This is a genomic window from Sphingobacterium sp. FBM7-1 (assembly GCF_020687765.1).
Classification (GTDB): Bacteria; Bacteroidota; Bacteroidia; order Sphingobacteriales; family Sphingobacteriaceae; genus Sphingobacterium.
In genome coordinates this window covers 213,885-238,604 of sequence record NZ_JAJEWJ010000003.1, presented here as the reverse complement: position 1 = coordinate 238,604, position 24,720 = coordinate 213,885, and the positions used below count along the sequence as shown (strand labels likewise).

The window sequence follows — 24,720 nt, the reverse complement described above, 5'->3', positions numbered from 1 at the left end:
GCAAATCTAATACATAATGTCTGGGCTTCCAAGGAAATTAGCATTTAATTAACGGCTTTTTAACGAAATTTAACATATGTTTTATTGTATTTCAATAGCTCGTTGCGAATCGTTTGAAGGTCTTATTGGAGGGGGTAAAGAGCGTATCGTTGTGAAAAATTCAAGAAAAAGAAAAAAATATTTGATTGTTTCAAAATAAAAGCCCTATATTTAGATCGTTTTTCAAATATATGGAAAGTTTACATTTAATTACTACAACGATTATTATTACCACCGGCCCAATTCATCGGAGGAAGTAATTCTATTGTATAAAAAAGTGTACATAATATAGAGAGCCTTCCTCCACATGGGAAGGCTTTTTTAGTTCGTATATACATTGTTTTAAATTATAGATAAATAAACGGAAATGAAAGTATTAAAGTTTGGAGGAACTTCAGTTGGCAATGTCGATAGTGTAAAGGCAGTATTAAATATTGTCAAGCATGCCTACGATAAGGGAGAAAAACCTTTGGTCGTGTTATCGGCGATGGCTGGTGTAACAAACTTGCTAACAAAAATGGCAGAAAATGCGGCGGAGCGTATTTCTTTCGACGAGGATTTGAAAATCGTGGAAGAACGCCATTTCGAAGTGGTGAAAAAGTTGATCGCGGTAAAATATCAAAATCCGGTTTTCACTAAGCTCAAATTGATGCTCAATGAATTGGAAGATATTCTGCAAGGCATCAATGCCCTCCGTGAACTTAGTTTACAAAGTAAAGATCTAGTGGTTTCTTTCGGGGAGCGACTGTCGAACTATATGGTGTCCAAAATTATGGAGCAAGATGTAGAGCAAGCGCTGTATATTGATGCTTCGCATTATATAAAGACGGATTCCAATTTTGGGCATGCACATATTAATGAGGAGCTAACGAATCAACTTATCCTGTCGCTAGGACAAACGCATGCTGATAAACTGTTGTTTGTTACTGGTTTTATTGGCGCTAATGAGCAAGGCCGCATCACGACATTGGGAAGAGGTGGGTCGGATTATACTGCGGCTATTTTAGGATCCGTTTTGCAGGCTTCTGCCATCGAAATTTGGACAGACGTGAACGGTATGCTTACTGCGGATCCGCGGATTGTAAAGAAAGCGTTTTCGCAGCCTACGTTGTCGTATAATGAGGCTATGGAGCTTTCTTATTTTGGGGCGAAAGTTATTTACCCACCAACGATGATTCCGGCATTTTTGAAAAAAATTCCGATTGTAATCCGGAATACGTTTGAGCCGGAGTTCCCGGGTACGGTTATTCAGTTTGAAAGTGGAAAGTCTGCTTATCCAATTAAGGGGATTTCATCGATTGCAGATATTTCTGTGATCAATGTTTCGGGCAGTGGCATGATCGGTAAATCTGGATTTAGCGGGCGGCTTTTTACTTTGCTAGCGAGAGAGCAGATCAATGTGGTGTTAATCACGCAATCGTCATCGGAGCACAGTATCACTTTTGCGGTTCATCCAAGTGATGCGACAAAAGCGGTACAGCTTATTAAGGCGGAGTTCGAGCTGGAGCTCGAGGCGAACAAGTTGGTGTTGCCTACGGTAGAGAATGGTTTGTCTGTGTTGGCTATCGTGGGAGAGAACATGAAGCGTACGCCGGGTATGTCGGGTCGTTTATTCCATGCATTAGGAAGGAATGGTATCAATGTGCGGGCTATCGCACAGGGTTCTTCGGAGCTAAATATATCGGTTATCATCGAGCGGGAGAATATGGCCAAGGCCTTGAATACCGTGCATGATGCATTTTTTGCGGAGTTAAAGAAAACGGTATATGTGTTTAGTTTAGGTACGGGTAATATCGGTGCTACTTTGCTGAAGCAGATTCAGGAGCAATATGATTTCTTGGTGGAAAATAATGATCTGGAAATTAAAATTGCGGGGATATCCAATTCTAGAAAAATGCTTTTCGACGCGGAAGGAGTCGATTTGGCAAACTGGCGCACAACGTTGGAAGAGCAAGGAGAGGTCGCCGATTTGTCGGGCTTTGTGGAACGTATGAAGGAGATGAATTTGCCAAATTGTGTATTCGTGGATAATACGGCTAGTCCGCTTCCGTCGACGTATTACTTGGAGGCCTTTAAATCGAATATTTCGGTGGTTACGTGTAACAAGATTGCGAACTCGGGATCGTATGAGCAATATACGGCGCTCCACGAAACGGCACGGAAATATGGGGTTGATTTCTTTTATGAAACGAATGTAGGGGCAGGGCTGCCGATTGTCCGGGTGTTGAAAGATCTGATGTTGAGCGGGGATCGTATTGTTCGTATTGAAGCGATTCTGTCTGGAACGATATCGTATATATTTAATAATTTTACGGGTGAGGCGTCCTTCTACGATGTGGTTAAAAAGGCACAGGAACTGGGGTATACGGAGCCAGATCCGCGGGACGATTTAGGTGGTGTTGATTTCATGCGGAAAATGCTAATTTTAGCAAGGGATGCAGGTCATGTGATAGAACCGTCTGACGTTGATTTAGGGGCTATCCTTCCGCAAGCTTGTTTGGAAGCGGCATCGGTGGATGATTTCTATGCGGAGCTGTTGAAAGCGGATCATTATTTTAATGCTTTGAAAGAAGAGGCAGAGAGCCAAAAGAAAGTAATCCGCTATATTGGTAAGCTTGAAGATGGTAAGGTCGCTATTGCCTTGGAGATGGTGGACGAAAACCATCCGTTTTACGCTTTATCGGGCAGTGACAACATCATTTCGTTTACGACGGAGCGTTATAAAGAGCGGCCGTTGGTTGTTAAAGGGCCGGGGGCAGGTGCGGAAGTGACTGCGGCTGGTGTTTTTGCAGACTTGGTGAATGTGGGAGCATAAATGAGATAAGAGTGATAAGTTATCGTAATGAATCAAAATAAAACAGTTAAAAAGCTAGATTTTAGCAACATCAAGGACACGGTACGGGTGTTTGCTCCGGCTACTGTAGCGAATATGATATGTGGATTTGACATATTGGGTTTCGCAGTAGACTATCCAGGAGATGAGGTTGTGATGCATCGGGTAGCGGCGCCGGGAGTGCGTATCCGTTCGATTGTAGGGGACGATGGGAAATTGCCTTTGGATGCGGATAAAAATACGGTGAGTGCTTGTGTTCAAATGCTCTTAGCGCATCTTGGTGTTTCTAAAGAAATAGGTGTCGAAATTGAGCTGATTAAACATATGCCTATCGGGAGTGGTTTGGGTTCTAGTTCGGCGAGTACGGTTGCGGGTTTATTTGCTATTAATAGCTTGCTTGGAAACCCTTTGACGAAGGAAGAGCTCCTGCCTTACTGTGTGGAAGGTGAGCGTTTAGCCTGTGGACATGGGCATGCGGATAATGTGGCGCCGGCATTGATGGGGGGCATTACGTTAATTCGTGGGCAACATCCGTTGGATGTTATCAGTTTGCCGGTTCCGGAAGAGCTATATGCTGGAATTGTCTTTCCTAAAGTAGATGTGCCTACGCGTGATGCGAGACAGCTTATTAAGGAGAAGGTATTCTTGAAAGATGCGGTGACGCAATGGGGGAATATTGCGGGATTGATCGCGGGCTTATATGAAAGTGATTACGATTTAATTAGCAGAAGTATGCATGATGTGCTGATTGAACCGACGCGCGCTATTTTGATTCCAGAATTTTATACCATGAAGCAAATTGCTCTGGATGCGGGCGCCTTAAGCTTCGGGATTTCAGGTTCGGGCCCGTCGGTCGTTGCGATTTCTCGGGGTCAAGAGACGGCTGAGAATGCCGCTAGCCGCATTCAACAACATTTAACGGATTGTGAAATTGATAGCTTTAAATATGTATCTCCGGTCAATGTAGACGGACCGAGGGTTATATAGTCTTTCGTTCTGTTTATATTTTAACATTATCCATGTCTTAACGAGCTTAATAGAAAAATGAAGTTATATAGTACAAATAATAAAGATTTACGGGTTTCTTTTCAAGAAGCTGTTTTCAATTCCTTACCGGCGGACAAAGGCTTATATATGCCGGAAGTTATCCCGGTGTTAGACCCTGCTTTTATTCGCCAGATTCAACAATATTCTTTGCAAGAGATTGCGCTGGAGGTTGCGCATGCTTTAATTGGCGACGATATTCCGAAAGATGATTTGCAGGCTATTATTGCGGATGCGATTAATTTTGATGCGCCTGTTCGATTTTTGGATGCCGAAACAGGAGTTTTGGAATTGTTCCATGGACCGTCCTATGCTTTTAAGGATTTTGGTGCACGGTTTATGAGCCGGGTAATGGGCTATTTCTCGAAGCAAGGAGACCAACTATTGGATGTATTGGTAGCGACCTCTGGAGATACGGGGGGAGCGGTGGCATCTGGATTTTTAGGTGTAGACGGTACGCGGGTAACTATACTTTATCCAAAGGGTAAGGTATCTAAGGTGCAGGAAGAACAGTTGACAACCAATGGTGAAAATATACGTGCCCTGGAAGTAGATGGCACGTTTGACGATTGTCAGGCGCTTGTGAAAACGGCGTTTAATGACGCGGACGTTAATAAAGTGCTGCGGCTGACCTCGGCCAACTCCATTAATATTGCGCGCCTTATTCCGCAGACGTTCTATTATTTCTGGGCTTATGCGCAGTTGAAATCACAAGGCATTTCTGAAGTGGTTTTCACGGTGCCTAGCGGTAACTTCGGAAACATCGGTGCGGGTTTGCTGGCCTATAAAATGGGCTTGCCGGTGACGCACTTCGTAGCAGGAACGAATGTAAACGATACGGTTCCACGTTTTTTACAATCGGGTAGTTATGATCCGAAGCCATCGGTACAGACGTTGGCTAATGCAATGGATGTTGGGGATCCAAGCAATTGGGTGCGTATTCAAGACCTGTTTCAAAATAATCTGGATGAGCTACGCGGTGTGATATCCTCGTACACCTACGATGACGACCAGACTGTGAAAGCGATGGAAGAGCTTTATACGAACTATCAGTATATTGCTTGTCCGCATACGGCGATAGCTTATCTGGCATCGAAGCAGTATAAACAAGATCATCCGGGAACGTATGCTTCTGTGTTCTTGTCGACCGCCCATCCGTGCAAATTTCCAGATGCGATTTCGCAAGAAGTATTTGCGAAGATTGAATTACCGGAAGGAGCGGAAGACTTGGCAGGGAAGCCGAAGTTGGCAACCGAGATGCCGGCCGATTATGCGTCTTTCAAAACGTATTTGTTGGCGCATAAATAGTGTTATGGTATTGCTCGTTATTGCATGGTTTTTTACCGATGCAGTAACGAGTTACTCAGTATTTGCACGGATATTTGACAAAAAACTGAAAAAGTTCAAAAAGTAAGCCTTTGATAAGCCGGCAATACGTGGTAACTTTGTTTCGCTAGATTTATCAAAAACACGTGTCATGGCAAAGAAATTATATGTTTCTAACGGAACTGATTCCGTTCGGATGTTTAAAAATAATTTTTTAGAATCACTAACGAAAATACATTATAGCGTTCCTTTAATATTTTGGATTCCGGTCATAGGTTATTTTATTTATAAAGCTTATACTTACGGAGAAATGTCGGCAGGGGATATTGCGTTATGGTTTTTAGCGGGATTGGCTTTTTGGACGTTGGCTGAATATGTATTGCACCGTTGGGTATTCCATTACGAACCGACCTCAGGTTGGGGGAAACGTATACACTTTATTTTTCATGGGGTTCATCACGATTACCCAAAAGATCGGCTGCGGTTAGTGATGCCTTTATCAGCGAGTATTCCGCTGGCGGCTATCATTTACTTTATTTTTAGCTTATTCCTTTCTGAATTTATATTAGCTTCTTTTTTCGCTGGTTTTTTGTTGGGCTACCTGATTTATGACGAATGCCATTATGCGATGCACCATGCTAATTTTAAATCAGGGCTTTTTAAGCGCATAAAGGATCATCATATGTTGCACCACTACGCTGACCCCGATCGGGGATTTGGTGTGAGCTCGGCTATCTGGGATGTTATTTTCGACTCTGGGTTCAAGAAAAAAAAGAAAAATGGCGAGTAAATCTGACGTGTTTTATCGTCCGTTCTTCCAATTCCTTTGTAAAGCTGCCTGTTTTTTAAAATATTGATTATTTTTGCCGCATGGGTGTACAAACAGAGCAAGAAGCATTTACGCTTGAAGAGATATTATCAGCTGTAAAAACCACGAACCGTCTGATTCTTTGGAATGATGAGGTGAATACGTTTGATCATGTTATTAATTGCTTGATGCGGCATTTGCAATATTCGGAAACCCAAGCCGAGCAAATTGCCTGGAAGGTACATACCGAAGGAAAGTGTGCGGTTTTAGAGGGCTCTTATACAGAAATGGAAGTATACCGTAAAATCTTGAAATCGGAAGGACTGACCGTTTCTGTTGAATAGTTGTTTTTTTTCTTAACAGAAAAGGAAACAAAACCGAACGAAGGGAGCTCATAGATATTAAATAAGCACTAATCCATAAAAGACGAGGTCGATTTAATCCACTTCATTATAGATTATAATCCTCCGGTTTCGACTAGGTAATGTACTAGCCATTCCTTAACACAAACGGTCGTATGAAAAGTTCAAGACCGGTTTAATCACACTTTATTATACGTTATCATCCTTCGGTTTCGGCTACATAATGTACTATCCCTTCCTTACCACAAAAGGTCTCATGAAAAGCTTTGGCGACTGTAGCCATACAGTTGTTGAACTAACCCCCATGCCAAAGGTTTTAAGCGACGAGTTTTTCTCCACTTTTGCGGTCAAAAGTGGAAGAAGATAATCGTAATAATGCAGTTACGATTGAACTATGGCCGTATTATTTTGTTTTTTTGTGAAATGGACATTTTTCACATGATACCCAGTAAAAACTTTAAGCTGATTTTCCTTATTATTTTTTGCCCACTATTTCTTTTTGCGCAACAGGGGACGATAGAAGTTGTTGTTGTAGACGAGGAAACAAGTGATCCGATCATTGGCGCGAGCGCATCTCTTCTTCAACAATCTGATCAAAGTTATGTGAATGGCGCACAGAGCGACCTGACCGGAAGGTTAGTGTTTTCTGATGTTGATTTCGGCACCTATATCATTCGGATTACTTATGTAGGAAAGGAAAATGTGCTCATCGAAAATGTCCGTGTGGCAAATGCGTCGCCTGTACGACTTACGCAGGTTTCCATGATTGATGATGGGCAGTTAATCGAAGAGGTTGTTGTGGAAGGGCGTACGCCGGAGATGCGTTTAGGTATTGATAAGAAGGTGTTTGATGTTTCGCAGAGTTTAGTCAGTGTTGGTGGTTCTGCCAGTGATTTGTTGGAGAATGTGCCCACCCTTAGTGTGGATGCGGATGGTAATATTTCTTTGCGTGGTTCGAGTAGTGTGAAGATTTTGATTGATGGAAGGGAATCGGCCATGGCAGGTTCGGATATCGGTGCGCTATTGCAGTCCTTGCCAGCGAACAGTGTCGATAAAGTGGAGATTATCACGAACCCTTCTGCTAAATATGATGCAGAGGGCCAGTCGGGTATCATCAATATTGTATTGAAGAAGAATGTGCGAACCGGTCTAAACGGAAGTGCTACTGTATCGGGCGGATCTTATGATAATTATAGCGCCGGGGTAGATCTTAACTACCGTGACCGCAAATTTAATTTCTTTGGCGGGTATAATTATGCTAATAGAGTTCGTCCGGGAGATGGCTATAATGATAATACGGAGCTAATTGATGGCGTAATACAAGAGAATAGTGCGCGTACAATAAGTACGTCAAAGAATAACCGAAAGGGAATAAACCATACGTTTCGATTCGGTACCGATTGGTATGCTACACCTAAAACTACGTTTAGCCTGGGCGCGAATGTAAGTATTCGTGATAATGATAGACGTTCTGATATTGATTATCGTTATTTCAACGTGCCGAATTTAGGGACGAGTGCGACCCGTGTTTCGCAGCAATATGAAGAGGATTTGGGAGTGGACTTGACTTTTGATTTTAAGCGGGATCTTCAAAGAGAGGGAGAGGAAATTACGGCCAATGTCACTTATGGAAGTGATACGGAAGATGGTACGAATGATTTCTATCAATCCTATGCGAATGGAAGAGCGGATTTCCAGCGCCAAAATGTTACGAGCGAAGCGGGAAAGAACTGGAACTTTCAGGTAGACTATGTCTTGCCGTTCGCGGAGGATCATAAGTTTGAAGCGGGCTATCGCACGACCATACGGAATAGTAAGGATGGCCAATGGTCGGAGGTATTGGATACGTTGACCAATCAGTTCTCGCCGGATTACAGTGTGAGTAATGACTTTGATTTGGAAAATAGTGTACATGCACTGTATGCGAATTATCAGCGGAAGTTAACGGATAAGCTTGGCGTTCAGGTGGGCCTGCGCGGGGAGCAAACGTATCTACGATCTACTTACCATAATTTGGATCCTGATGTGCCTGCAAATCAAAGAACGGATGATGGTAACCAGGATTTCTTCCGGCTTTATCCGAGTGCATTCCTGTCTTATGAGGTTGGTAATGAGGGAGACAAGGTGCAGTTGTCTTATACGCGTAGGGTGCAACGACCACGTGGTTGGCAGGTAAACCCGTTTATTAATATTAATGATGAAATTAATTATCGGCAAGGTAATCCGAATCTATTGCCAGAAGATATTCACTCGTTTGAGTTGAGCTTTGCAAAATTTTATGATAAATGGAATTTTATCAGTTCTGCTTACTACCGCCGGTCTAGCGATATGATGAGTCCGTTTTTAAGAGATCCGGAGGAAATAGCGGATATTGTGGGTGATAGAAGTAATGTTACGTATAGCCGTTGGGAGAACGTGTCAAAACAGGACGCTATGGGATTTGAACTGATATCCAAAGTGAATATTTTGAACTGGTGGGATGCAACGGCGAATGTGAATCTCTTTTATGATAAGACCATGCCGTATGCCCAATTCAACACCGGTGATGTAGAGAACTTTAGTTGGAACGGAAATATCAATACGAATGTGAAATTTACGAAATCGACAACCTTACAAGCTCGTGGTTTTTATCGTGCGCCGCGACAATGGATTCAAGGTAGAATGAAAGCGATGGCAGGTTTGGACGTGGCGGTGCGCCAAGATGTGCTGGCAGGTAAAGGGAGTGTGATGTTTAATGTTCGGGATGTGTTCAACAGTCAGCGGTTCCGTATGGAAAATAATCTGCGCACGCAGTTTATCAATATGGAAAACCGTTGGATGCGCAGAATGTTTACCCTGTCGTTTACGTATCGGTTCGGTATGCAGGATTTGACGAAAAAACGGGAGACTAGCGGGGGTGAGAATGGTATGGATGAAGGTATGGAGGGCGGCTTCTAAAGTATTAGCTGATTTTTTCTATCTTTAGTGGACAAAAAAAAGGTGTTATAACATGAGAAATGTATTTATGTATATGATTGGCACGGTGGTTTTATTGTCCAGTACGAATTGTCGGCCGCAAAAAGATGTTGCCAGCTCGGAGGTTCCACCGTACACGGTGAGTAGCCTTCCTAAAGTAGATATCAGTACGTTTCCGAAAAATGCAGAGGGGGCCTTTGTGTTGTTTGATGGTACATCGCTGAACGGTTGGAGAGGTTACAACAAGGAAAGTGTGCCGGCTAAGTGGGGAATCGAAGATGGTTTGCTGAAATTTTCTAGCGCCGGAGCAGGGCTTGGTAACGAAGACGGGGGCGATCTTATTTTTGCGTACGACTTTAAAAATTTTGAACTTGAATTTGAATGGAAGATTTCGCATGCGGGAAATTCCGGTGTGTTCTTCTTAGCAAAAGAAATAAAAGACCAACCGATTTATATATCAAGTCCGGAGTATCAGCTGTTGGATAATGAAAACCACCCTGATGCGAAACTGGGGGTAGATGGGAATCGAAAGTCGGGCTCGTTGTACGATATGATTCCTGCTAAGCCACAAAATAGTAAACCAGTAGGCGAATGGAATAAGGCTAAGATTATCGTCAATGATGGGAAGGTGACGCACTATCAAAACGGAGAAAAGGTGGTCGAATATACTTTGTGGACACCGGATTGGACGGCTTTGTTGCAGGCTAGTAAATTCAGTAAAGAAAAATGGCCTTTGGCTTTTGAATTGTTGAATAACGTAGGAGGTAAATCCAAAGCGGGCGTCTTGGGGTTTCAGGACCATGGAGACGATGTGTGGCTCAAGAACATTACGGTTAAAACCTTGTAATAATTATATTTTGGGGTGTTGTACGTATCACTACTAACCAAGAATAATTCCGTCTGTCGGGGTGATTCTTAACCTATTGTCATAATACGCCGGAGATTTCCTTTCAGGTTAACAAATGGTTATTTTTGTTTAACATTGATTTACGTTTATGAAGCGAGCGCTCGTGCTGTTCTATTTTCTGGTTTTTTATGCGATTACCCAGTTGCTATGGTGGGGGTATTTGTTGGTTAGCTATGAGCCGGAACGCAAAGGAATGATCATTGGAGAAGGAATTTTCTTCTTTTTGATTTTTATCTGGGGAGCTATGCGACTGAAAAAGTTGTTCACCCGAGAGCATAAACAACAGCAGCAGCAACAGAACTTTCTATTGTCTGTAACGCATGAGTTGAAGTCGCCTATGGCTTCCGTCAAGTTGTATATCCAGACTATTTTAAAGCGCGACTTGGATAGGGAGCAACAGAAAGTTTTTCTTTCTAATTCCTTGAAAGATATCGAACGACTGGATGATCTGGTTGAAAATGTGCTCTTGACGACCAAATTGGAAAACCGAAGTTTTAATTTCCCAAAAGAAAATTTTAATTTAACGGAGTTGGTGGATAATGTGGTTGACCGCTTACAAAAAAATGCGTGCAGCTCGCAGATCATAAAGGCTGATTTGGAAGGGGGAGTTGTTATTCACGCGGACAAGTTTGCTATCACCAATGTTGTTACCAATTTAATAGAAAACGCGATTAAATATTCTCCGCCCTGTGCGACGGTCGAGGTGAAACTTATGGAAGTCGAAGGGAACCGGATTATATTTTCTGTGGCAGATCATGGTCCTGGGGTTGCGGACGATGAAAAAAAGAATATATTTAGTAAGTTTTATCGGATAGGCAACGAGTCGACGCGTAAAACTAAAGGCACAGGTTTAGGGTTGTATATAGTGAAGACAGTATTGCAAAAACACAATGCCTCAATTAAGGTAAAAGATAACACTCCATCGGGGAGTATTTTTGAAGTAACATTTGAAAGTTATGCAGGCTAAACAACGTATATTATTGGTGGAAGATGAAGAACATTTATTGGAAGCCATCAAATTAAATTTGGAATTAGAGGGCTATCGCGTAACGACAGCGACTGACGGAAAGAAAGCGTTGAAAATATTCAAGGAAGAACGCTTCAACTTGGTTGTGTTGGATGTGATGATTCCAGAAATTGACGGTTTCCAGGTGGCGGAAACGATCCGGTTACAAAATACGGAAGTCCCTATTATGTTTTTAACCGCAAAAAATAGTAGTGAAGACCGTATTACAGGCTTGAAGAAGGGCGCGGATGATTATCTGGTGAAACCTTTTAATTTAGAGGAACTCATCCTCCGGGTGGGTAATCTTATCCGCAGGGGTCTTAAATCGGACGACTTAAAAGAGTTTAACTCGTATACGATCGGCGATAAGACGATTTATTTTAATTCTTATGAACTGCATCACGCAGATGGCACGATCACGTCGTTAACGAAGAAGGAGACGATGTTGTTAAAGCTATTGATTGAACGAAAAAATGAGGCTGTCTCCCGCGAACAGATTTTGGAAACAGTTTGGAATTATGATGTCTATCCGTCTACGCGTACCATCGATAATTTTATTTTGACATTCCGTAAGTATTTTGAACCCGACCAAAAACATCCGGTATATTTTCATTCTATCCGAGGAGTAGGGTATAAGTTTACGGATACACCAACATAAGCGAAAGATGAACACACGAGCGAGAATGATTGTCATCGGCATTGCGGTGACATTTCTTCTTTATGCAGTATTCGAGAAGCACTACAATATATCGATTTACATTTTAGGGTTAATCGGATATTTAATTTGGAGTCATTACCGGGAGGGGACTGTTTTCCTCGCTACGCAAGCATTTCATAAACAGGATTACGAGAAAACGAAGAGTCTGTTAGCAGAAATTAAGGATCCAGATAAGCTTAGAAAAGGACGTCGGAATTACTACGAATTTATGATGGGCAATATTGCCTTGAAGGAAGAACGTATTGATGAAGCCGAATATCATTTTCAATTAGCATCGCGCTTACCTTGGAAGCGGGAAACAGAAAAAGGATTTGTGTTGATTAATTTGGCAAATATCAGTTTGCGAAAGCAAAATTATGACCGTGTGCCGGCATATATCGAGCTCGTTCGTAAGCTTAAGCTTACGGAACGCCAAAAAGGGATTGTTGAAAAAATAGAAAGAGAACTAAATAAACAAACGTAGTGAGCAAAACTTTACAGAACGATTTATTGATTAGAGCTGCGTTATCGCAGTCTACGGAGAGACCTCCGGTTTGGATGATGCGTCAAGCTGGACGCTTTATGCCCGAATACTGGGAAATAAAGAATAAATACAGCTTTTTGGAGATGTGTAAAACACCGGAAATTGCAGCAGATGTTACCATGTTGCCTGTAGACCTGCTTGATATCGATGCAGCGATCCTGTTTTCCGATATCCTGGTGACGGGAGAGGCGATGGGAGGCGAGTTGTCGTTCGAACAGGGAGTAGGGCCTCGATTCGGTAATCCCGTGCGTACGCAAGCAGATGTAGACCGGCTAGAGACAGATTGTTTGGATAAGTTACAATATGTTGCGGATGCTATCCGTGTGATACAAGAGCGTTTAGCAGGACGTATCCCATTAATCGGCTTTGCGGGGGCACCGTTTACGATATTGAGTTACTTGGTTGAAGGCGGATCGTCTAAGGACTTTAAACGCACTAAATTAATGCTGAATAATGAGCCGGCTTTGGCGCATCAGCTTTTGCAGAAGATTGCTGATGTGACGATAAATTATCTGAATATGCAGATTGATGCCGGTGTCAATGCAGTGCAGTTATTTGATAGTTGGGCTTTGGCTTTGTCATGGAACGATTATCGCGAGTTCGCCCATTATTATAATAAATATATTCTGGACAATATTAAGCGTACCGTGCCTGTCATTTCATTCTGTAAAGGGTCTTCGGTATTTGCACCAATAATGGCAGAGGCGAATCCTGATGTGGTGTCGATCGATTGGAATGCTGATTTAAAGAATATCAAACAAACACTTCCGGCGGGTATTGCTGTGCAGGGAAACTTAGATCCTTTTGTTTTGTATGCAGATAAGCAGGTTATCGAAAGGAAGATCTTAGAATTGTTTGAACGGATGCGTGGTGAGAATGGATTTATTTTTAATCTGGGACATGGTATTATGCCGGATATTCCGTTTGACAATGTGAAACATGCGATTAACGTGGTGAAGGGATTTCGCTATTAACGTAAACAAACCATAATACATGCTTTATCTATACGCAAAAGCACTGCATATAATCTTTATGGTCTGCTGGATGGCGGGGCTTTTTTATATGCCCCGACTGTTTATTTATCATACGGAAGCAAAGCAGAAGTCAGCGGTAGAATATCAGGTTTTGCATCAGCAATTTGTCGTGATGGAAAAGAGATTATGGTGGATAATAACGACACCCGCCATGTGTATTACGGTGGCTACCGCATTGCTTATGCTTTACCTATCGCCTGGTTTGTTAAGCCAAGGGTGGATGCATGTAAAACTTGGTTTTGTGGTAGGATTGTTGTTTTATCATTTCAAAAGCCAGCAGATTATGAATTGGCTCGCGACAGGTAAATCTACTTGGACCTCCTCGCAGCTACGCCTGTGGAACGAGGTCTCGACCATTATTCTTTTTGCGATCGTTTTCCTTGTGATTTTCAGATCGGCCGTCGATTGGATTTATGGCGTAGTCGGCTTGTTATCGTTAGCGGTATTATTGATGATTCTGATTAAGCTTTATAAGCGCTATAGAAAGACGCATAACGAAGAATAGCACACATAAAGTGTGTTATTCTTCGTTTGTATAGAGACTATTTACTTACTCCACGATTTTTAATTCTTTTGTTTGTAGGTGGGTTCTTCCAAACATATCTGTTGCCCGCACCTGAATGGTGTACTGGCCGGCTTTTAATGTTGTCGGCAGCTTGGTTTGCCACACATGGGTTGATAATGTGGCTGCAGATGGCCTGCGCCCGTCCATGAGTTCGGATGCATTATCAAATTTCAATACGTTAAACTGATAGTTAGGGTCTTCCGTCACGGTATGGTTCATTTTCGTCCATTCCGATCCATCCAGGCTATATTCTACGGTATCGTTTGGTGTGCCGATGAAGAAGTTCACGTATAGTGTGTGTCTTCTAACGTTCTTTTGTAAGACTTCAGTAGGAAAGGTAATGTTTAATTGATAATCATTCGGTTTACCGGCTACTTTGTAGTCAAATGTATAGGTATTGCCGCTGATGTTTAATATCGCATAACCTTTCGGCGTTCCGTCGCGCATGGTCGATGTCGGTACGCCTTGTTTATTTTTTAGCCCCGAGTACCAATCTCCCGACGTTGTACCTACATTGTATTCATGATGTGGTTTCTCCTGTCTCCAACCATCTTCTTTTGTGTAAAAGTTATGCCGCTGGAGATGGGTGTGCGCAGACAATGAAAGTGTATGTGGGTATTCGGCCAGCAAATCAAATAATCGCTGTCTGTCTTCGCCTCGGAAAACGTTCGAGTTTTTGTGTAATAGGGGGATATGAAAGGCGAGGACAATTAATTTGTCTTTGGGAACAAACTTTAAATTATTTTCGACAAAATCGAGTTGGTCTTTTCGGAAGCCCCCTAGATAGCCTTTACCGGTGCGAGGATTCGGATATAGAATGTCGTCCAAGATGATGAAATGGGCATTACCATAATTAAAAGAGAAGTTATTGGGTCCGAAGTTCTTTTCATATGTTTCATCTGATAATATATCTTCTTCTACATCAAAATTCATGTCATGATTTCCCATCACGTTAAACCAAGGAAGTCCGAGCTTGCCGACGGTTTCTATATAAGGCTCGTGTAAAACCAAATCGTCGCCGACTAAATCGCCTAAGCTCAGGCCAAATGAGAATTTTTCTGTTGCTGTTATATCATGGATAATGCCCTGCTCAAAATAATTAATTTCGTCCATGTTATAGGCTTGGGGGTCACCAAACACGAGGGCGCTAAAATCTGCTTGTTCCTCGGTGTTCTTTTGCAAAGCGAAGTCGACAGATTTTGGAAGCTTTCCCGTGGGTTTGCTGCCCGCATATTTTAAAGCAGGGGAACCTTCGGGTTTATGAATATAATAGAATTGCGGCTTGTTATGTTCGTCCACTGGAAACTGGTAGCCCTGTGGTTTGATGACGAAAAAAATATTGTTATCGCGAGCAGGTAATTGGTATTTTCCAGCGGCGTCGGTCAGGACGACATCGACGCCGTTACTAACAGCGACTTGTGCTACACCTTTTTCTCTTGCATCTCTTTTGCCATTCTGGTTGCTGTCTTCATAAACTATTCCACGGGCAGTGTCTTGTCCGTAGCCCATGCTCGAAAGGAGTAGGCCAACAATTACGGCAGTAAATTTTATATTCATTTTCGTACGATTGATTATCTTTTCGCAAAGGTTGTTTTTTAAAGTTAATAAATTGTAGCGGTACTTTTAAGAATGTATTAATTGATGTGAAGTACAGGGACAATAATACTGGGGGCGGGGATCGCGGGGGATGGACAGCGTACGGATCGGTGAGGTAGGCCGATAAAAACAAAAAAAGCTTCAAGTTTTCTTGAAGCTTTTGTAGTAGCGGGGAGCAGGATCGAACTGCCGACCTCAGGGTTATGAATCCTGCGCTCTAACCATCTGAGCTACCCCGCCGTTTTTCGTGATGCAAATATAGTAATAAGTCATCATTTCCAAAGGTAAAAAATGTTTTTTTTCGTTAAGTGCTGGAAGTCACTATAAGATTGAGAAATAGGTTGGGAATTATTTAGAAGATGACTGAAAATTAATTTGGATGTTCTGTTTAGAATGACAAAATAAAATTGTATACTTACCCACAGACAAAATAGCTTTGGCTTCTTTACCAAAACAAACTATATGGAAAATAAAGTAGAAATTCACTTGGAGTATATTATAAATTCATCGCCACGAATTTTGTTCCCTTTTATCCATGAACCGAATGCGTTATCCCAATGGTTTGCGGACGACGTTAACTACAAGGACGGAATCTATGAATTCATATGGGATGATGAGATGAACCGGGCTAAACTAGTATCGATAAAGGAGAATAAAAGTGTGCGTTTTAAATGGCTGGAAGACGAACCTTATTACTTTGAGATCGAAATCATCCAAGACGAGTTAACGAACGACGTAGCCCTTGCCGTAACCGACTTTGTAAAGCCGGATAATTTGGAAGATAGAAAGCAGATATGGAACAATTCCGTAGGCTATCTGCAGAGCGTCATCGGCGCATAAGTAGCGATTACTTACCGAAAAAAACAGTATCTTTGTATCCGTATTTCGATGATCGATACGAGGTGATATGAAGAAGATACACTTATTAATTTTACAAGCATTTATTAGGCCCTTCATGGTATGTTTTTGTATCGTGATGTTTGTCTTATTGATGCTTTTTTTATTTAAGTATATCGACGATCTTATCGGCAAAGGTTTTGAATGGTACGTGTTGATGGAGCTTATTGGCTATCAATGTGCCGTCCAGCTTTCGATGGCGTTGCCACTTTCTATGTTGTTGTCATCGATTATGACTTTCGGTAACCTCGGTGAAAGCTACGAATTGGTGGCCATCAAGGCGGCTGGTTTTTCCTTGAGAAAAGCGATGACACCGCTGATTTTTCTCGTTACGCTGTTTGCCGGCGGGTCTTTTTTATTTTCCGATTATATACTGCCGGTGGTCAATCTAAAGATGGGTTCCTTATTGTGGGATGTGCGTAATAAAAAAGCAGATTTTTTGATCAAGCCGGGGATCTTTAATAAGTCAATTCCAGGTTATTCGATTCGAGCGAAGAACAAGAGTGAAGACGGGACGATACTGTACGACCTGATGATATACGATCATCGTACGGGCAATACGGCGAATAATGTCTTGTTGGCCAAAGAGGGATTTATGCATAATTCTGCAGATAATAACTACATGATATTGCGCCTGAAAGACGGGGTTCGTTATGAAGAGTCCCGCGTTAAGAATGCAAAACGATACGATCCCAGGCAGCAGTTCACCCGCTTTCGGTTTGCTGAAACTGAGCAAAAGTTTGACATGGAAGCTTTTCAGATGAAACGGACAGACGAGAGCTTGTTTAAGTCGCATCATCAAATGCTGAACCTGAAGCAATTGAAACACTACACAGACTCTAATCGTTTGCAGTTGGATAGTATTTCCCGACAGATACTACTGGAAACGCGGAGTTATGTTTCCTATTTTTCGTCGTATTACCGGGTCGATACCGTGGAGCAAGTTGCTGTGGGAGGGGTTCGTGATTTTCTAACAGATTATGTGCCAGAAGATCAGCGTCGGAATATTCTCAGCAACGCGTTAAGTCAGGCACAACAAATGAGCAGTGTGCTCGAAATGAAAGATATAGAATATAGATCGTTCGCAGAAAGAGATATTCGTTATCATATAGAATATCATAGAAAGTTTACACTAGCAGTATCCTGTTTGCTGCTTTTTGCTATCGGTGCTCCGTTGGGCGCGATTATTCGAAAAGGAGGGCTGGGCTTGCCGGTAGTGGTAGCCATTATCTTTTTTCTGATTTATCACATCATTTCGACAATGGCCGAAAAAGCAGCAAAAGATGGTAGTATGGATCCGCTTCTGGGGATGTGGATGGCGATTATTGTGCTTACACCGCTCGCTGTATTTTTAACCTATAAGTCGACGACGGATTCTGCCTTATTTGATGCAGATCAATATAAACAGAAATTTGAAAAAATCCGGAATTGGGTTGTTTCTAAATTTAAATAGATGGAGGTATAACAGCTGTATTTTGACAAGTTTGTTATACAAAACAAGGTAAAGAAATCTACCTTTGCATATTAAGCGCATACAAAGATGGACATAAAATTAAATACGATAGCAGAAGCTATTGAAGATATTAAGGCCGGTAAAGTGGTTATTGTGGTGGATGATGAAGATCGGGAAAACGAAGGCGATTTTGTAACCGCTGCTCGGAACGCTACACCTGAAGTGATTAATTTCATGGCAACACACGGACGTGGGCTTGTATGTGTTCCACTAACCCAAGAACGTTGTGAAGAATTGAATCTGGGATTAATGGTCGGACAAAATACGGCTGTATACGAAACCAACTTTACAGTTTCGGTCGATTTGCAGGGATATGGTTGTACGACGGGCATTTCTGCGTCTGACAGATCCAAGACTATCAAAGCACTGATCGATCCGGCTATTAAGCCTGAAGAATTAGGGCGTCCAGGTCATATTTTCCCTTTAATTGCGAAGGATGGTGGTGTATTGCGACGTACGGGGCATACCGAAGCTGCAGTCGATCTATCGCGCCTTGCAGGGTTCGAGCCGGCTGGTGTATTGGTCGAAATATTGAAAGACGATGGTGAAATGGCACGTCTTCCAGACTTGATGCAGGTTGCCCAACGGTTTAATCTTAAGATTGTCAGTATTGAGGATTTAATTGAATACAGGTTGAAACACGATTCGCTGATCCAGGAAGAGGAAACCGTTCTCATGCCTACACAATGGGGCGACTTTAAATTGAAAGCATTCACGCAAAAAAATACGGGAGAGCAACATCTTGCCCTATTTAAAGGGGAATGGGAAGAAAATGACCCCATTTTGGTGCGCGTCCATAGCTCTTGTGTGACGGGAGATATTTTTGGATCGTGCAGATGTGACTGCGGGCCACAGCTTCATAAATCGATGGAGATGATTCAGGAAGAAGGTAAAGGTGTGATTGTGTATATGAATCAAGAAGGTCGTGGAATAGGATTGATCAATAAGCTTCATGCCTATCGTTTGCAAGAAACAGGGGTGGATACGGTAGATGCTAATTTGCAGCTGGGTTTCAAAGCAGATTTACGGGATTATGGTGTAGGTGCGCAGATTTTGCGACATATGGGGGTTAGCAAAATGCGATTGATGTCTAATAACCCAACTAAACGGGCGGGGCTTGTGGGGTATGGATTAGAAATTGTGGATAATGTGCCCATTGAGATAGAAGCAAATCCCTATAACGAGGAGTATCTCAAAACAAAAAGAGACCGGATGGGGCATTCCATCATGAAAAACTTATAAAAAAGGGCGCAATTGCGCCCTTTTTTATTTTTAACTGTGTTTTCCAGCGGGATCCGTTTTTAAGACAAAAAATGTATAATAGTGTAAGCATGAACGTAAACCTCTCCTAGGAATGCCCGAGACATACTTATACGATTTTTTCAAAGTAACCAATAGTTTTTCGAAGCCCTTCGTCTAATTGTATTTTCGGTGTCCAACTCAATCGCTGTTGTGCTAATTCAATGTTTGGCTGGCGTTGTTTTGGGTCGTCTTGGGGAAGCGGCATAAATCTAATACTTGATTTAGAATGCGTAAGTTCGATAACCTTTTCTGCGAGTTGCAACATCGTAAATTCAACCGGATTACCAATATTAACAGGGCCGATAAAAGCATGGGAATGCATCATACGCACCATGCCATCCACCAAGTCGTCTACATATTGGAAGCTACGTGTCTGTGTTCCATCTCCGTAAATGGTGATGTCCTCGTTTCGCAGTGCCTGAACGATAAAGTTAGATACTACCCGGCCGTCTTGCGGATGCATGCGCGGACCGTACGTGTTGAATATCCGTATGATTTTAATGTCTACTTGATGCTGACGATGGTAATCCATAAAAAGTGTCTCGGCACAGCGTTTGCCTTCATCATAGCACGAACGAATCCCAATAGGGTTGACGTTGCCCCAGTAACCCTCTTCCTGTGGGTGGACCGTGGGAGTTCCATATATTTCACTCGTTGAAGCTTGTAAAATACGAGCGTTCACACGTTTAGCCATACCCAGCATATTAATGGCGCCCATCACCGATGTTTTAATCGTTTTAATGGCATTATATTGGTAATGTACCGGACTTGCCGGGCAAGCGAGATTATAAATCTGATCTACTTCAGCAAAGAACGGTTGCGTAATGTCATGTCGTATCAGTTCGAAATAAGGATTTTCTAGTAAATGTACCACATTTTCCTTGGCGCCGGTAAAGAAGTTATCCAGACAAAGTACCTCATGTCCTTCGTTCAAAAGTCGTTCACAAAGATGAGAACCAATAAACCCTGCTCCTCCTGAGACTAGTATACGTTTACGCGTAATATTCATATTGACCATTTCTATCAAGTAATAATAACGAAATTTTCAACCTAAAGCGGAATTCTTTCTACTTTTTTTGAGCAGGAAATAAAACTTGCTGTTATTAATCGATATAGGTGTTGAATATCCAAGACGTAAAACGATTCTATCTTTCTTGAAAATTTAGGATAGATTTTTCGTGAATTGTCGGGGTAACTTTCTCCACATTTCGGAGTCATTATCCGTTAATGCCCGAAATGCCCCATTCGTCTTTTATACATTGTCATCAGCCTCAACTCCATATAGGTAGTGATATAATTTCCTTAGTCGTTTACAGTCAATTCTCCTCGTATATCTTGCTCTATCCAGTAAGCAACGGCTTCTTGGTCTGCTAGCTGCCCTTGTAGATAAATTAACTTCGTTACAGCAGCTTCAAAGGTCATATCATATCCATTGAGGACGCCCAATGCCTTCAATCCTTGAGAAGTTTCATATCTTCCTAGCTCCACAGATCCCACTTTACATTGCGAAATATCCACAATATTTTTCCCCTTCTGTATGCAGTCGGCTAGCATATCCAGAAACCATTGATCGGTCATTGTGTTCCCCGAGCCAAAGGTTTCCATCACAATACTCCGGACATCCGCACTTAGAATAGATTGAACAAATGCCGGACTGATGCCCGGAAATAATTTAAGCACGCCAACACGGTTGTCTAGTTCCGTATGTAGTATAAACTCCTTATTCGTATTGTCTAGTAGCGCTTCATAGTTGTATTTGATATGTATACCGGCTTCTGCCAAGACCGGATAGTTAGGCGAACGGAACGCTTCAAACTTTGCCGAGTTGTATTTAAACGAACGGTTCCCCCTAAACAACTTATTGTCAAATAAAATACAAACTTCCTGAACGATCGATTTGCCATTTTCCTTCGCAGAGGCAATTTCCAACGCCGTCATCATGTTTTCCCGCGCGTCTGTCCGAAATTCTCCGATGGGTAGCTGGGAACCGGATAAAATAACTGGCTTTTGAAGTCCTTCCAGCATAAAACTTAAGATAGACGCTGAGAACGACATCGTATCGGAGCCATGCAAAATGACGAACCCGTCGTAACGATCGTGATTATCTCGAATAATTTCCGCCATTTCCAACCAGATTGTGGGATTCATGTTGGAGGAGTCAATAATAGGTGAAAATGAGTGTACAGTTAACTTGTAGTCTACTCTTTCCAAATCGGGCAGGTTTCGCGCAATCAGTTCAAAATCGAAGGGAACAAAGGTGCCTGTTTCAGCATCCTTTACCATGCCAATCGTCCCGCCAGTATAGATAATAAATATATTTTGCATAGAGGGTCGGTTATATCCCAAATATTTTTTTTGAATTTTCCGTGGTAATTTTTGCGACTTCTGATACGTTCATTTGATGCAAATCGGCCACTTTTTCTGCAACATAATAGAGATAGCTGCTCTCATTCTCTTTTCCGCGATAGGGTACCGGAGCTAAATAGGGAGCGTCTGTTTCCAATACAATATGTTGAAGATCGATTTCCTTGACAACGGCATCGAGTCCCGATTTTTTAAACGTCACGACGCCTCCGATACCTAGCGAAAACCCTAAATCAATAGCTTGTTTTGCCTGCTCAAGCGTCCCTGTAAAACAATGCAAAACTCCGAATAATTTATCGTCTTTCAATTCTTCCAACAGTTCAAATAGCTCATCGAAGGCTTCTCGGCAATGAATGTCGATCGGAAGTCCCAGTGCCTTAGCCCATCCCACCTGTATGCGAAAAGCATCCCGTTGAATTTCTAAGGTGCTTTTATCCCAATAAAGATCCAAACCGATCTCTCCGATAGCATATACCTTATGTTCCGATAACAGCAGCTCGAGTTGCGCCAGCTCTTCTTTGTAGTTCTCCTTCACGGAGCAGGGATGCAAGCCCAGCATGGGGAAGCAGTTTGCCGGATAGGTGCGTGCCGTTTCCATAACGAAAGGAAAGGATTGGGTATCAACGTTGGGTAAAAATAAGCGCTGTATCTGTTTATCGAAGCAGCGTTGAATCTGTTCGTCCAACGTAGGTTTGGTCGCATGATAATAAATGTGTGTATGCGTATCTGTAAGTATATAAGGAGTAAAAGGTATTTCCATGCCGGCTAAAATTAGGGTTTTTCAGTCTAAATCCCTTAATGAGGGCAAAAAAAAGCTCCGAGGCTTTTTAAACCACGGAGCTTCTATCGTTAATTTGTTAATTCGAAATTAGTTTACACCTGCTGTATCGGCTGGAGTTTCTGCCGGACCCGGTATGATATCCACGAGTTCTACATCAAATATAAGCGGAGCGTACGGTGGAATACTACCTCCTCCACGTTCGCCATAACCGATACTTGATGGAACCAATAACGTCGCTTTAGATCCTTTGTTTAATAGCTGTAAACCTTCCGTCCAGCCCTGAATCACAGGGTCATGACCCACACGGAAACGAATAGGCTCGTATTGACGCATTGGGTTGAAAGTGTTCTCTTTCTTTGCTAACTCAGCATCATTTGTGTCGAAAATTTTTCCGCTCACTAGGGAACCTGTATAGTTAACCACTACTGTATCACCTACAACAGCTTTGTTTCCGCTACCCTCTTCTTTTACGATATATTGTAAGCCAGAATCGGTTTTCTTAGGATCCAACTTGTTTTTTGAAACGTAGTTGGCCAATTTACCTTCCTCAGCTTGTTTCAACGTCTCGATTTCTGCTTTGAAATACTCGTCTATTTGTGCATATAACGCCGAATCCGTCAAATCACCTTTTTTGAAATGCTTTCTTACTTTTACTTTAAAGGTGGCGTACTTATCCGCGAATTCAGGTTTAGGCTGTCCCGTTTTAGCAGCCATGGTATCTAGATTCAAGCGAAAAACTGCACTATCGCCTTCCCCTAACATTTTGAACATGGAGTTATAATCACCTGCGTATAAGCCAGGGATAGAATCTGGTGCAATATTCACGATTTGCGGCAAGCCTATTTCGTAAGTACTTTGCAACAAAGAGTCTTTACGATCCGATGTTACAATCATGTCTACTGACAATAAATCGCCTGCTTGGGCCTTTTCTGCTCCTGCGTCTTTTACAATGTTATATTCAAGACCACCGTCGCCTTTCTTAAAATTTTGGCAACTCGTTGCAGCTAATAAGCCCACCGCGGCCGAAAGGAATAAAATTGATTTCTTCATTCTGATATAGTCACTTAAGTTATGTTGTTAATATTTCTTTATATGTTGGTAATATGGATTTGAACTTGTTTACTGTTTCACTGAGCGATTCCGTAGAACTACCGCCAGACGCATTTAAATGTCCTCCTCCATTAAAGTGTTTTTTGCAGATTTCATTACATGGAATTTCACCAGTCGATCGCAAAGATAATTTAATTAATTCGGTTCTGTCAATAAATAACGCAGCTAATCGTATGCCTTTAACGGAGAGGGCGTAATTGACTAGTCCTTCCGTGTCACCCGTAGTTACTTGGAATTTTTCCAAGTCTTCCTTTGTAACGGAAAAAACGGCTGTATTATAGGCAGGGATAACCTCCAGGCAGTTTAATAGACAATATCCCAAGAATTTCAATCGATTTTCGGTAGAACTGTTATATATCTGTTCATGGATTTCCCAGTTTCTGGCACCTGCTTCAATGAGTTTCGATATAATCAAATGGACAGCAGCGGTCGTTGAACGGAACCGGAACGAACCCGTGTCGGTCATAATACCAGCATACAAACATGTCGCAACCTCCGCAGTAATAGCGGTTGCATCCCGACAGATATCCGTGATAAAAGAGTATACCAATTGCGCTGTTGCTGCCGCGTTAGCATCCCAGTAACGAAGCGTAGCAAAATCCTCTGGATCCAGATGGTGATCAATCATCCATTTCTGGCCAGGGGCAGTGCGAAGAATGGGTTCTAAAATATTAGTACGGCTAAGGGCACTGTAATCCAAACAAAAAATAATGTCGGCTTGCGCCAGAAGTTGTTCTGCTCGCTCGGTTTCGTTGGGGAAGATAATAACATCTTCGCGTCCGGGCATCCAGTCCAAAAAGTCCGGAAAATCCGACGACAGAATGACTTCCACTTGATGTCCATTGGCTTTTAGCCAATGATATAATCCTAACGAAGAACCTAGTGCATCTCCATCCGGTTTGTGATGGGTTGTGATAACGATATTCTTAGGTTGGGCCAGTAAGTGTAAATTATTCTCTCCTGTCAGCATAAAATATATAAGTGTGCAAACCTAACATTATTTTATGGGTTGCGGAAATTTTTGCCACGCACACTTT

At 42.2% G+C, this 24,720-nt stretch carries 21 protein-coding genes and 1 tRNA gene; 15 read left to right on the top strand and 7 right to left on the bottom strand.

Annotated elements, in window-relative coordinates; translation table 11 throughout:
- The first annotated feature begins 406 nt into the window (after window positions 1-406).
- The 12 genes from thrA to hemJ all read left to right on the top strand — a co-directional run bounded on the left by thrA (window position 407) and on the right by hemJ (window position 14,060).
- Window positions 407-2,854, top strand: a complete 2,448-nt coding sequence (gene thrA / locus LKO28_RS07760; protein WP_227694250.1) for a bifunctional aspartate kinase/homoserine dehydrogenase I — start codon at window positions 407-409, stop codon at window positions 2,852-2,854.
- Window positions 2,855-2,881: 27 nt separating this feature from the next.
- Window positions 2,882-3,859, top strand: a complete 978-nt coding sequence (locus tag LKO28_RS07755) for a homoserine kinase (protein ID WP_227694248.1) — start codon at window positions 2,882-2,884, stop codon at window positions 3,857-3,859.
- Between the two features lie 57 nt (window positions 3,860-3,916).
- Complete coding sequence (thrC, locus tag LKO28_RS07750; RefSeq protein WP_227694245.1) at window positions 3,917-5,224, top strand: threonine synthase; 1,308 nt, start codon at window positions 3,917-3,919, stop codon at window positions 5,222-5,224.
- A 169-nt stretch (window positions 5,225-5,393) separates the two neighbouring features.
- A complete protein-coding gene (locus LKO28_RS07745; protein ID WP_227694243.1) occupies window positions 5,394-6,032 on the top strand; it encodes a sterol desaturase family protein in 639 nt (212 codons plus the stop codon).
- 80 nt (window positions 6,033-6,112) lie between these two features.
- Entirely contained in the window at window positions 6,113-6,394 is a 282-nt protein-coding gene (locus LKO28_RS07740; RefSeq protein WP_227694241.1) for an ATP-dependent Clp protease adaptor ClpS, read from the top strand.
- A 456-nt stretch (window positions 6,395-6,850) separates the two neighbouring features.
- Window positions 6,851-9,349, top strand: coding sequence for a TonB-dependent receptor domain-containing protein (locus tag LKO28_RS07735; protein ID WP_227694239.1), 2,499 nt, complete (start codon window positions 6,851-6,853; stop codon window positions 9,347-9,349).
- Between the two features lie 52 nt (window positions 9,350-9,401).
- The gene (locus tag LKO28_RS07730; RefSeq protein WP_227694237.1) at window positions 9,402-10,214 is read left to right on the top strand and encodes a DUF1080 domain-containing protein; all 813 of its coding nucleotides are present in this window, start codon (window positions 9,402-9,404) and stop codon (window positions 10,212-10,214) included.
- Window positions 10,215-10,362: 148 nt separating this feature from the next.
- Window positions 10,363-11,241, top strand: coding sequence for a sensor histidine kinase (locus LKO28_RS07725; RefSeq protein WP_227694235.1), 879 nt, complete (start codon window positions 10,363-10,365; stop codon window positions 11,239-11,241).
- Window positions 11,231-11,938: a response regulator transcription factor gene (locus LKO28_RS07720; RefSeq protein ID WP_227694233.1), complete on the top strand. Its 708-nt coding sequence runs from the start codon at window positions 11,231-11,233 to the stop codon at window positions 11,936-11,938. Before LKO28_RS07725 ends, LKO28_RS07720 begins: the two co-directional genes overlap by 11 nt.
- Window positions 11,939-11,945: 7 nt before the next feature.
- A complete protein-coding gene (locus tag LKO28_RS07715; protein WP_227694231.1) occupies window positions 11,946-12,461 on the top strand; it encodes a hypothetical protein in 516 nt (171 codons plus the stop codon).
- A complete protein-coding gene (gene hemE / locus LKO28_RS07710; RefSeq protein ID WP_227694228.1) occupies window positions 12,461-13,495 on the top strand; it encodes a uroporphyrinogen decarboxylase in 1,035 nt (344 codons plus the stop codon). The genes LKO28_RS07715 and hemE overlap by 1 nt, the downstream gene beginning before the upstream one ends.
- Window positions 13,496-13,514: 19 nt before the next feature.
- The gene (gene hemJ / locus LKO28_RS07705; RefSeq protein WP_227694226.1) at window positions 13,515-14,060 is read left to right on the top strand and encodes a protoporphyrinogen oxidase HemJ; all 546 of its coding nucleotides are present in this window, start codon (window positions 13,515-13,517) and stop codon (window positions 14,058-14,060) included.
- Window positions 14,061-14,105: 45 nt separating this feature from the next.
- On the opposite strand, the gene LKO28_RS07700 is transcribed toward hemJ, so the two are convergent.
- Together LKO28_RS07700 and LKO28_RS07695 are read right to left on the bottom strand one after the other, a co-directional pair.
- Window positions 14,106-15,677: a calcineurin-like phosphoesterase C-terminal domain-containing protein gene (locus tag LKO28_RS07700; RefSeq protein WP_227694224.1), complete on the bottom strand. Its 1,572-nt coding sequence runs from the start codon at window positions 15,675-15,677 to the stop codon at window positions 14,106-14,108.
- Window positions 15,678-15,882: 205 nt separating this feature from the next.
- Window positions 15,883-15,956: transfer RNA gene (locus LKO28_RS07695), tRNA-Met, on the bottom strand.
- A gap of 222 nt (window positions 15,957-16,178) precedes the next feature.
- Here LKO28_RS07695 and LKO28_RS07690 point away from each other — a divergent pair.
- From LKO28_RS07690 to LKO28_RS07680, 3 genes are all read left to right on the top strand, one after another.
- Window positions 16,179-16,556 (top strand): START-like domain-containing protein, encoded by a 378-nt coding sequence (locus tag LKO28_RS07690; RefSeq protein WP_227694222.1) that lies wholly within the window; start codon window positions 16,179-16,181, stop codon window positions 16,554-16,556.
- Window positions 16,557-16,623: 67 nt separating this feature from the next.
- On the top strand, window positions 16,624-18,066 hold the full coding sequence (locus LKO28_RS07685; protein ID WP_227694220.1) for an LptF/LptG family permease: 1,443 nt from the start codon (window positions 16,624-16,626) through the stop codon (window positions 18,064-18,066).
- 87 nt (window positions 18,067-18,153) lie between these two features.
- Window positions 18,154-19,368 (top strand): bifunctional 3,4-dihydroxy-2-butanone-4-phosphate synthase/GTP cyclohydrolase II, encoded by a 1,215-nt coding sequence (locus LKO28_RS07680; RefSeq protein ID WP_227694219.1) that lies wholly within the window; start codon window positions 18,154-18,156, stop codon window positions 19,366-19,368.
- Between the two features lie 127 nt (window positions 19,369-19,495).
- Here the strand turns inward: LKO28_RS07680 and LKO28_RS07675 are convergent, their stop codons facing one another.
- The 5 genes from LKO28_RS07675 to LKO28_RS07655 form a co-directional block, all read right to left on the bottom strand.
- Window positions 19,496-20,437 (bottom strand): UDP-glucuronic acid decarboxylase family protein, encoded by a 942-nt coding sequence (locus LKO28_RS07675; RefSeq protein WP_262906038.1) that lies wholly within the window; start codon window positions 20,435-20,437, stop codon window positions 19,496-19,498.
- Between the two features lie 293 nt (window positions 20,438-20,730).
- Window positions 20,731-21,753, bottom strand: coding sequence for an asparaginase (locus LKO28_RS07670; protein ID WP_227694218.1), 1,023 nt, complete (start codon window positions 21,751-21,753; stop codon window positions 20,731-20,733).
- Window positions 21,754-21,763: 10 nt separating this feature from the next.
- Window positions 21,764-22,552 carry a TatD family hydrolase gene (locus tag LKO28_RS07665; RefSeq protein ID WP_227694216.1) on the bottom strand — a complete coding sequence of 263 codons (789 nt, stop codon included), beginning with the start codon at window positions 22,550-22,552 and terminating at the stop codon, window positions 21,764-21,766.
- 108 nt (window positions 22,553-22,660) lie between these two features.
- Complete coding sequence (locus LKO28_RS07660) at window positions 22,661-23,623, bottom strand: FKBP-type peptidyl-prolyl cis-trans isomerase (RefSeq protein ID WP_227694214.1); 963 nt, start codon at window positions 23,621-23,623, stop codon at window positions 22,661-22,663.
- A gap of 19 nt (window positions 23,624-23,642) precedes the next feature.
- Window positions 23,643-24,653, bottom strand: a complete 1,011-nt coding sequence (locus LKO28_RS07655; RefSeq protein ID WP_227694212.1) for a DHH family phosphoesterase — start codon at window positions 24,651-24,653, stop codon at window positions 23,643-23,645.
- Window positions 24,654-24,720 lie beyond the last annotated feature (67 nt).